General features: G+C 62.6%; 6 protein-coding genes. 3 read left to right on the plus strand and 3 right to left on the minus strand.

The features are described from left to right. Positions 1-1,272 (plus strand): chaperonin GroEL (gene groL, locus WA702_RS09050; protein ID WP_425110182.1); only part of this gene is annotated, 1,272 nt, incomplete at its 5' end. Between the two features lie 251 nt (positions 1,273-1,523). Next, positions 1,524-2,717 carry a hypothetical protein gene (locus WA702_RS09055; protein ID WP_425110183.1) on the plus strand — a complete coding sequence of 398 codons (1,194 nt, stop codon included), beginning with the start codon at positions 1,524-1,526 and terminating at the stop codon, positions 2,715-2,717. Between the two features lie 253 nt (positions 2,718-2,970). Here the strand turns inward: WA702_RS09055 and WA702_RS09060 are convergent, their stop codons facing one another. Together WA702_RS09060 and WA702_RS09065 are read right to left on the minus strand one after the other, a co-directional pair. Then, positions 2,971-3,381: an META domain-containing protein gene (locus WA702_RS09060; RefSeq protein ID WP_425110184.1), complete on the minus strand. Its 411-nt coding sequence runs from the start codon at positions 3,379-3,381 to the stop codon at positions 2,971-2,973. Positions 3,382-3,530: 149 nt separating this feature from the next. Further along, positions 3,531-5,225, minus strand: coding sequence for an L-lactate permease (locus tag WA702_RS09065; protein ID WP_425110185.1), 1,695 nt, complete (start codon positions 5,223-5,225; stop codon positions 3,531-3,533). Between the two features lie 320 nt (positions 5,226-5,545). Between WA702_RS09065 and WA702_RS09070 the strand changes: the two genes are divergently transcribed. Further along, positions 5,546-7,309 carry an ABC transporter ATP-binding protein/permease gene (locus WA702_RS09070; protein WP_425110186.1) on the plus strand — a complete coding sequence of 588 codons (1,764 nt, stop codon included), beginning with the start codon at positions 5,546-5,548 and terminating at the stop codon, positions 7,307-7,309. A 108-nt stretch (positions 7,310-7,417) separates the two neighbouring features. On the opposite strand, the gene WA702_RS09075 is transcribed toward WA702_RS09070, so the two are convergent. Continuing rightward, the gene (locus tag WA702_RS09075) at positions 7,418-8,407 is read right to left on the minus strand and encodes a TorF family putative porin (protein ID WP_425110187.1); all 990 of its coding nucleotides are present in this window, start codon (positions 8,405-8,407) and stop codon (positions 7,418-7,420) included. Positions 8,408-8,896: the final 489 nt, after the last annotated feature.

Below are 8,896 nucleotides of genomic sequence, written 5' to 3' on the forward strand. Positions count from 1 at the left end.
GCCGCGGTGGTCAAGGATATCGAGAAGCGCGCCAAGCCGGTCGCCTCGTCGTCCGAGGTTGCCCAGATCGGCACCATCTCCGCCAACGGCGACGCCGCGATCGGCAAGATGATCGCCCAGGCGATGCAGAAGGTCGGCAACGAGGGCGTGATCACGGTCGAGGAGAACAAGTCGCTCGAGACCGAGGTCGACATCGTCGAAGGCATGAAGTTCGACCGCGGCTATCTCTCGCCCTACTTCGTCACCAATGCCGAGAAGATGACGGCCGAGCTCGACGACGTCTATGTGCTGCTGCACGAGAAGAAGCTGTCCGGCCTGCAGGCGATGCTGCCGGTGCTCGAAGCGGTGGTGCAGTCGGGCCGTCCGCTCTTGATCATCGCGGAAGACGTCGAGGGCGAGGCGCTGGCGACGCTGGTGGTCAACCGCCTGCGCGGCGGCCTCAAGGTCGCGGCCGTCAAGGCCCCGGGCTTCGGCGATCGTCGCAAGGCCATGCTGGAGGACATCGCGATCCTGACCGGCGGTCAGCTTATCTCCGACGACCTCGGCATGAAGCTCGAGAACGTCACGGTGAAGATGCTCGGCCGCGCCAAGAAGGTCGTGATCGACAAGGAGAACACCACGATCGTCAACGGTGCCGGCAAGAAGCCCGACATCGAGGCGCGCGTGGGCCAGATCAAGGCGCAGATCGAGGAAACCACCTCGGACTACGACCGTGAGAAGCTGCAGGAGCGTCTGGCCAAGCTCGCGGGCGGCGTCGCGGTGATCCGCGTCGGCGGCGCCACCGAGATCGAGGTCAAGGAGAAGAAGGACCGCGTCGAGGACGCGCTCAATGCCACCCGCGCCGCGGTGCAGGAAGGCATTGTTCCCGGCGGTGGCGTGGCTCTGCTCCGCGCCAAGAAGGCGGTCGGCCGCATCACCAACGCCAACCCGGACGTGCAGGCCGGGATCAACATCGTGCTGAAGGCGCTCGAGGCGCCGGTGCGCCAGATCTCCGAGAACGCCGGCGTCGAAGGCTCGCTGGTGGTCGGCAAGATCCTGGAGCAGAAGTCCGAGACCTTCGGCTTCGACGCCCAGAGCGAAGACTATGTCGACATGGTCGCCAAAGGCATCATCGATCCCGCCAAGGTGGTGCGCACCGCGCTGCAGGACGCTTCCTCGGTCGCCGGCCTTCTGGTCACGACCGAAGCGATGGTCGCCGAACTGCCGAAGGAGGCTGCGCCTGCGATGCCGGCCGGCGGCGGCATGGGTGGAATGGGCGGAATGGGCTTCTGAGCCGATCCACTCTTCAATTGAATATGCGAAGGCCGCCTCCGGGCGGCCTTCTTTTTGGCTGAAGATTGTTGCGGTTTCGCTGCGCCGGCGTTCGTTCCGATAGCCTATTCCGTCGTGATGCGGCGCCACTGCACGGTTCGAAGGTCACTTTCATCGGGCGACGGCATTGCGAACTTCTGATTCGAAAATGGGTGAGAAACGCCCTACGTTGCGGCCCAAAATCCGATTCTGTCTCTCATGAGGATTCGCATATGCGCGCGCCTTCGCTTTTTGTGGCCGCCATTCTGGCTGCCTTGCCCGCATCCGGCTGGGCCCAGCTCAAGAACCAGGCGAGAGCCAATCCGGCCAACGAGGTCCGCTATTTCACCTCCATCGACGGGCTGATGGACGGCAATGCCGATGTGATTCTGAAGGAAACCCATCAGGGCAAGAGCCTCACCGCAGCGGTGCTCGATGTCTGCTATCCCGTCGCGAAGAACCGCGACCGCAAGGACCGCTTCGTGGTCAATCTGGCGGTCAACGGGCAGGCGCTGACCGGCACCACGCAGAGCAGCGGCGAGAAGGCGCCCGTCAACGTCAAGCTGACGCAGAAGACCAACGGCGATAGCGTCGAATTCCGCGGCCAGATCACGATCGGCCAGGCGGTGACTGAGGTCGCCTCCACAGACAATTCCGATATCAGCGAGAAGGAATATCTCGATAGCCAGAGCTCCGATGATGGCATCAGCGCGCAGCCAAAGGATTTCACCGAGGTCTCGCCCGAGGCCGTCGCCGTTCGCCTGAAGCTCGATGCTGCGGTCGACTTCCTGAAGGGCCTGAAAGGCCAGGACGTCGAGATCGGCCTGTCCAGCCTGACCGTCGGTTGCGACGCATTGCGCGCCGGCGAGCAGACCATCAGCATGTCGGTTGATCCCGATCGCGCCACCGCGTTGATCGCCAAAGCCCGGGGGATGCCGGGCGTCGTCGCAGCAGGATGGACCACCGGCATCGTTGAGATGGATCGCACCTTGCGCTTCCCGGCGGCCGAGTGGCGCGACGGCGACAAGATCAACAAGGACAAGCTGGCCGCGGCAGTGTCAGACGTGCTCGCCAAGACCTATGCGGCGAAGCCCGCGGGTACCAGCTGGAGCGCGACCACCGGCAAGCTGAAATTGAGCTTCAAGCGGCCGAGTCAATTGATGCCCGGCCTCGACCTGACCGAGACCATCGAGGTCACGGGGCTGGTCGCGCCCGACAAACCGGGCGGCACCGATGCGCTGATGCTGTGGGTCGGCAGCCCGGTGATGACCACGGTCGACGAAGCGGCAGGGCCGAAGCTCATCATCGCCGATGAATCCTCCGGCGACGACGAGAGCGACCAGCGCAATGACGACGGGTCGATCAATGCCCTTGCTGCGACCTTCAAGGCCAAGCGCTGGGATGCCGACAACTCGGTGTGGAAGTAACGATCACCTAGAGCATAACGTGTTGTGCTTGTATCGAAGCAGCAGCCAAGGCCTCGGTTCACCTCTCCCCTCCGGGGAGAGGTCGATCGCGTGGCGATCGGGTGAGGGCGCGCTCCTCACTTGATAGATCTTAACCCTCACCCGGATTGCATCTTGCGCCGCAATCCGGCCTCTCCCGATGGGAGAGGTGGATCTCCCGAGAAGCGTCAGATCGACTTCATTCATCGGGCTGCGATCTAACCCCTTGCGCGCCTCAGTTGGTGTTGAGACGGAAGTGCAGCGTCTTGGGGCCGATGAAGTAGATCGAGTCCCCCTGTCGCTTCCAGCTTGTCGACGCCGTCAGCATCGCAAGCAGGTCGTCATCGGCCTGCGCGCGTCCCGGCGCGCAGTTTCGGTCGTCGATCTGGCTCGCGATGAAGATCACGGTGCTGCCGGCAACCGAGAACTGCCCCTTGCCGCCCTTGCACCACAGCTCGAGCACCACCTCGCCGTGGTCGCCGATGTCTAGATCCGGCACCCGCTTCGATCCCGGCTGCGGCACCGCGTCGAGGGTCATCTCCATGCCGAACGGAAAACCTTCATCGGCCTGCACCGGGCCCGATGCCAGTGTCGAGATAAACAAAGCCGCCGCGCATCCGGCAACAACACGCTTCGCAAAAACCATGGCCCTCTTCATCCCTTGCGACGCACCGCACGTTCTGTGCGGACGGAAAAATAAGGCTGCCACGGCTCCCGCACAATTGTGACCCAAACATAGCAATTCCCGCGCAGGCCTGACCTGCGCGGGAATTTTTATCAACTGATGCCGCAGTGCTATTTCAGCACCAACTCCGTGAACGGATAGACGTAGGCCTGCAGGGTGACGAAGAGACCGACCAGGCAGGCCAGCACGATCGAGTGCAGGAACACGTAGCGCAGGATCGAGCTTTCATGGCCGTACCAGTTGGTCGCGGTGGAAGCGACCACGATCGATTGTGCGTCGATCATCTTGCCCATCACGCCGCCAGAGGAGTTCGCCGCCGCCATCAGGATCGGCGACAGTCCGATCTGCTGGGAGGTGATCTTCTGCAGATTGCCGAACAGGATGTTAGACGACGTATCCGAGCCTGTCAGCGCCACGCCGAGCCAGCCGAGCAGCGTGCCGAAGAAGGGATACAGCACGCCGGTTGCGGCAAACGCCAGGCCCAAGGTCGCGTCGACGCCGGCCAGCCGAGTCAGCGTGCCGATCGCCAGCATCGCCGAGATCGTGATCAGCGAGATCGAGCAGAGCCTGATGGTGCGGCCGTATTCCGACAGCAGGCGGCCGGGACCGACCCCCATCAGGAAACCGGAAATAATCGCGGCGATCAACATGCCGGTGCCGGTGAAGGTGAGATACGTGAAGGAGAAGACCGCGCCTTCAAGCACCGGCTTGCAGGCATTGGTTGCCGCGTCGATGACGCACGGTGCCACGGGAGGCATCTTCTGGATCATGTTGTGCAGGTCGGGGACCGGATAATTCCAAGTGAAGATTCCGTTCGCCCAGGTCTTGAAGGCGCCATTGCCCCAGATCAGCATCACGATGCAGACGACGATCCACGGCAGCAATGCGCTCCATAGCTCCGACTGCGTCAGCGGCGTCTTGTCCAGCGGCTTCTGCGCCGTCATGGCGGAGGTGGAATCGTCCCGGCTGCGCAGCGCCGGCGAGAGCCAGGGTTGCTTGGGCTGCCACACCCGCAGGAACAGGATCAGGGCGCCCATCGAGATCAGCGATGCCGCGATGTCGACGATCCAGGGATTGACGTAGTTCGAGATCACGAATTGAGGAATCGCGAACGATAGGCCGGTAACCAGGATCGCCGGCCAGACGTCCTTCATGCCCTTGAAGCCGGCAAAGGCCCACACCACCCAGAACGGCACGATCAGCGAGAACAGCGGCAGTTGGCGGCCGACCATGGCGCCGAGGATGTAGGGATCGAGACCGGTGACAGAGGCAAGCCCCTGGATCGGGGTGCCGAGCGCGCCGAAGGCGACCGGCGCGGTGTTGGCGATCAGCGACAGGCCGGAGGCTGCGAGCGGCGAGAAGCCGAGGCCGATCAGGATCGAGCCCGTGATGGCGACCGGCGTACCGAAGCCGGATGCACCTTCGAAGAAGGCGCCGAAGGAGAAGGCCACCAGCAACAATTGCAGGCGGCGGTCTTCGGTGACACCACCGACCGCGCGCTTCAACAGCTCGAACCGGCCACATGAGACCGTGACCTGGTACAGGAAGATGACGTTCAGCACGATCCAGCCGATCGGGAAGAAACCCGAGACCACGCCGAGCAGCGAGGCGCGGATCGACATGCCCACCGGCATCGTGAAGACGAAGATCGTGATCAGATTGGTCACGATCACGGCGATGATGGCGGCGATATGCGCCTTCACCTTGCCGCTGGCGATCAGGACCAGCAGCGTGACCACCGGCACGGCCGCGGCGATCGTCGACAGCGCCGCATTCCCCAACGGATTATAAATTTGATTCCACATGGCTCCCTCCCCCGATGCAGCTTCTTGGGCCGCGAGCAAGCGCTCGGGGCCGGGCCGCGAGGACGGAAGCTTTCGTGAGATACCCCAAGAGCTTGTCAGTCGCCGGACCGCCAAGCTCTGCTCAAAATCTCGCGAAATAAGATTGCCGCCCGCCTCTCGCTGCCGAGGGCATGCTAGAGTCTGGGGCGAGGGAACCACAAGCGAGCCCCGATCATGTCGCTTACGACTTTAGTCTAAGCAACCTCACTCCGCTCGAACTGATCATCCAGTTTTCGCTTTCCTTCCGATCCCCGAGGTCATCGTCCAGGAGACGGCCTTCCGTGCAAAATCTACGCTCGACCCTCGCCATCGTATGGCGGATTGCATCGCCCTATTTCCGGTCCGAGGACAAGACGGCCGGTCGCGTGCTGCTCGCCGTCATCATCGCACTCCAACTCGCCTCGGTGGGCAACGACGTCCTGGTCAACCAGTGGCGCCTCCGCTTCTACAACGCGTTGCAGGAAAAGGACTGGAACGGTTTCGTGCGGGAGATGATCGTCTTCTGTGTCCTGGCAGCGGTTTCAGTCGTTATAGGAGTCTATCAGCTCTATTTGACTCAGTGGCTGCAGATCCGCTGGCGAAACTGGATGACCACCCGCTTTCTCGGCGAGTGGTTGCGCAACGCGAACTATTATCGGATGGAGCTGCAGGGCGAAGCCGCTGATAACCCCGACCAGCGCCTCAGCGACGACGTGAAGCTGTTCGTCGATCGAACGCTGAGCATTTCAGTAGGCCTGCTCGGCCAGATCGTGACCCTCGGATCCTTCGTCATCATCCTGTGGGGCTTGTCCGAAGCGGCTCCGCTCAACCTGTTCGGCCACGACATTCCGATCCCGGGCTATCTGGTCTGGGCCGCGCTTATCTACGCGATCTTCGGAACGGCGCTGACGCAGTGGATCGGGCGTCCGTTGGTGAACCTCACCTTCGAGCAGCAGCGCTATGAAGCCGACTTCCGCTTCAATCTGATCCGGGTTCGCGAGAACACCGAGCAGATTGCGCTGCTCAAGGGCGACAACGCCGAGCGCCAGCGGCTGCTGCAGCGCTTCGCAGCTGTGATCCACAACTGGTACGGCATTATGAGCCGGACCAAGCGGATCACGGCTTTCACGGGAAGTTATGCTCAGGCGGCGGTGGTGTTTCCGTTCGTCCTCACCGCACCAGCCTTTTTCGCCAACAAGATCCTGCTCGGCGCGTTGATTCAGACGGCGGAGGCGTTCGGCAAGGTTCAGGACGCATTGTCCTTCTTCGTCTCGGCCTACACCACGCTGGCGGAATGGCGGGCCGTCGTCGCCCGCTTGGATGGTTTCGAGATGGCGGTCGACAGTGCATCGAAGCTGCCGACCACCAAGCCCACGATCGAGGTCTTGCCGAGCAGCGGCGACGCCATCCAGATCGAGCAATTGCTGGTCCGCTTGCCCAACGGCAAGGCCCAGATCGCGACGGATGGCTTCCGCATCCGCGCCAACGAAGGCACGCTGGTGATGGGGCCTTCGGGCGCCGGCAAGTCGACGCTGCTCCGCGCCATTGCCGGCATCTGGCCGTTCGGCAGCGGCGTGATCCGGGTCCCTGCCAATGCCAGCCTGATGACACTGCCGCAGCGGCCGTATTTCCCGATCGGATCGCTGATGGCCGCCCTCGCCTATCCGTCAGCGGTCGATGCCTTCACGCCAACCGAGATTACGGACGCGCTGGTTGCGGTTGGCCTGCCCCAGCTCACGGCGCGGCTCGAGGAGGATGCCCACTGGAATCGGATGTTGTCGCTCGGGGAGCAGCAGCGCCTTGGGCTCGCCCGCGCCCTGTTGCAGAGGCCGCAATATCTGTTCCTGGACGAGGCCACGGCGTCGCTGGACGAGCCGTCGGAAGCGCGGCTCTACCGCCTGCTGCAGGAGCGGCTGCCCACGACCACCATCATCTCGATCGGCCACCGTTCGACCTTGCGCGATTTCCATGCGCGCACCGTCGAGCTCGCAGCCGACGGCGATGCATTCACCTTGCGGTCGAAAGAAGCGGCAGCGCTCTCAGAGCAGGGTCTGCGTAGTCCCTAGTGACCTCGCGACGCGGCCTGGGCTGCGCGCAAGGTTTCACCACGCTAGACGAAGCAAGGGCGGCAGATTGCTCTGCCGCCCTTGCTTCGAAATCCTTTGAGGACGAGCTTACTTCAGGTTGCTCATCGCGGTCAGGTCGAACGAAAGCTTGGCAATACCGGCGCTGCCGCACCAGTTCGAGCCGGTGCCACCCGGGTTGATCGGGGTCACGTTGGTGGTGCCGGAGGCGTTGAAGGCGCTGGTGAAGGCGCTACAATTGCCCTTCGACAGGTCGGTGCCGGAGTAGCGCAGATCGAGCGTGAACACCTTGTAGGTGAAGCCGACGCCGACGTTCCAGGTATTGTAATCGGCATATTTGATACCGTTCGGGAATGCCGGGACGCCGTAGAAGCTGTCGGAGGTTCCGAGCCACTGCCGGCCGAATTCACCCGACACATACATGCCGACGCCGCTCGAACCGAAGATCGTGCTGGGCGCAGTATATTTGCCGGTGATCGAAGCGTAGTTGCCCCAGGCGCCCGAGTTCAGGAAGTTCGGCGAATAGTACTCGTTGACGCCGAACGCCCAATTGTCGTTCACGGTGTAGTTGAGCTTGGCGTAGGCTTCGAAGAACGAAACGTCCCGCTTCATGACGTTGCCGTTCGCCAGGAAGTTGGTGGCGCATTCCGAGCTGAGCGGATTGCCGGCAAGATCGGCGGCCGCGCCGAATTGGCAGGTCCCGCCTGGATACAGGTAACCCCAGATACCGAAGTCAAAGGCAGCGGCGCCGAAGGTCGGGCGAATACCGCCGTAGATGTCGACCTCGGCGGCGGCCCGGTTCGCGAACGAGATGCTCTCGGCCGAGGTGCCGACATAGAGCTGCAGGTCCTTGTTGACGTTGTAGCGCGGCTCGAAATAGGCGGTCACCGAGGGCTGGTGATTCGACTGGGTGATGCCGCGGAAGATGTAGTCGCTCATGATGGCGCCGCCGAAGGCGATATCCCACGGTTCGAACGCGACGGGGGGAGGAGCCTTCAAGGCCTTGACCGGCAAATCCGCCGCGAAAGCCGAGCCCGTCACCATTGCCAGCGCCGTTGCTAACAAAGTCAATTTTCTCATGAGGATCCCCATCACCCTTACATCATGCGTCGGCCTGATTTCGGCGTCCCCCAGGACACACGCCAGGCCCGACTGCGTCATAGCTGTGACACGATGTGATGGCGCATAGTTAATGAGAAGCTAAAATGAACGGCAGTTGCTGCCTTTTTGGGCGTTCAGGCCGTGCTACGAGAGGTTGTCCGCCGCTGTTGCATTTCAACAACAAAACTACGTTGACGTTCTCCGACGATCTACGGTGTCGCTCGCGGCCTGCCGTGCGGGCCATGGCGCAAGGAATCGCTGGCCGAATCAGTTTGTGAGCACCGACAGGACGGTACTGCAGAAGACTTGAAAAAGGCCGCAGCGTCGTCGCCACGGCCTTTCCCGGATGACTGCAGTGAGACCTGATCAGCTCTCGTGATCGCCATCCGATGCTGCGGTCTCGCCGTCGCTGCCCTCGTGCTCATAGCCGGACGCGGACGCCGAGCTTGGCATCGCCCAGCTCTCTGT

The sequence above is a fragment of the Bradyrhizobium sp. genome (genome assembly GCF_049798375.1).
Taxonomy (GTDB): Bacteria; Pseudomonadota; Alphaproteobacteria; order Rhizobiales; family Xanthobacteraceae; genus Bradyrhizobium.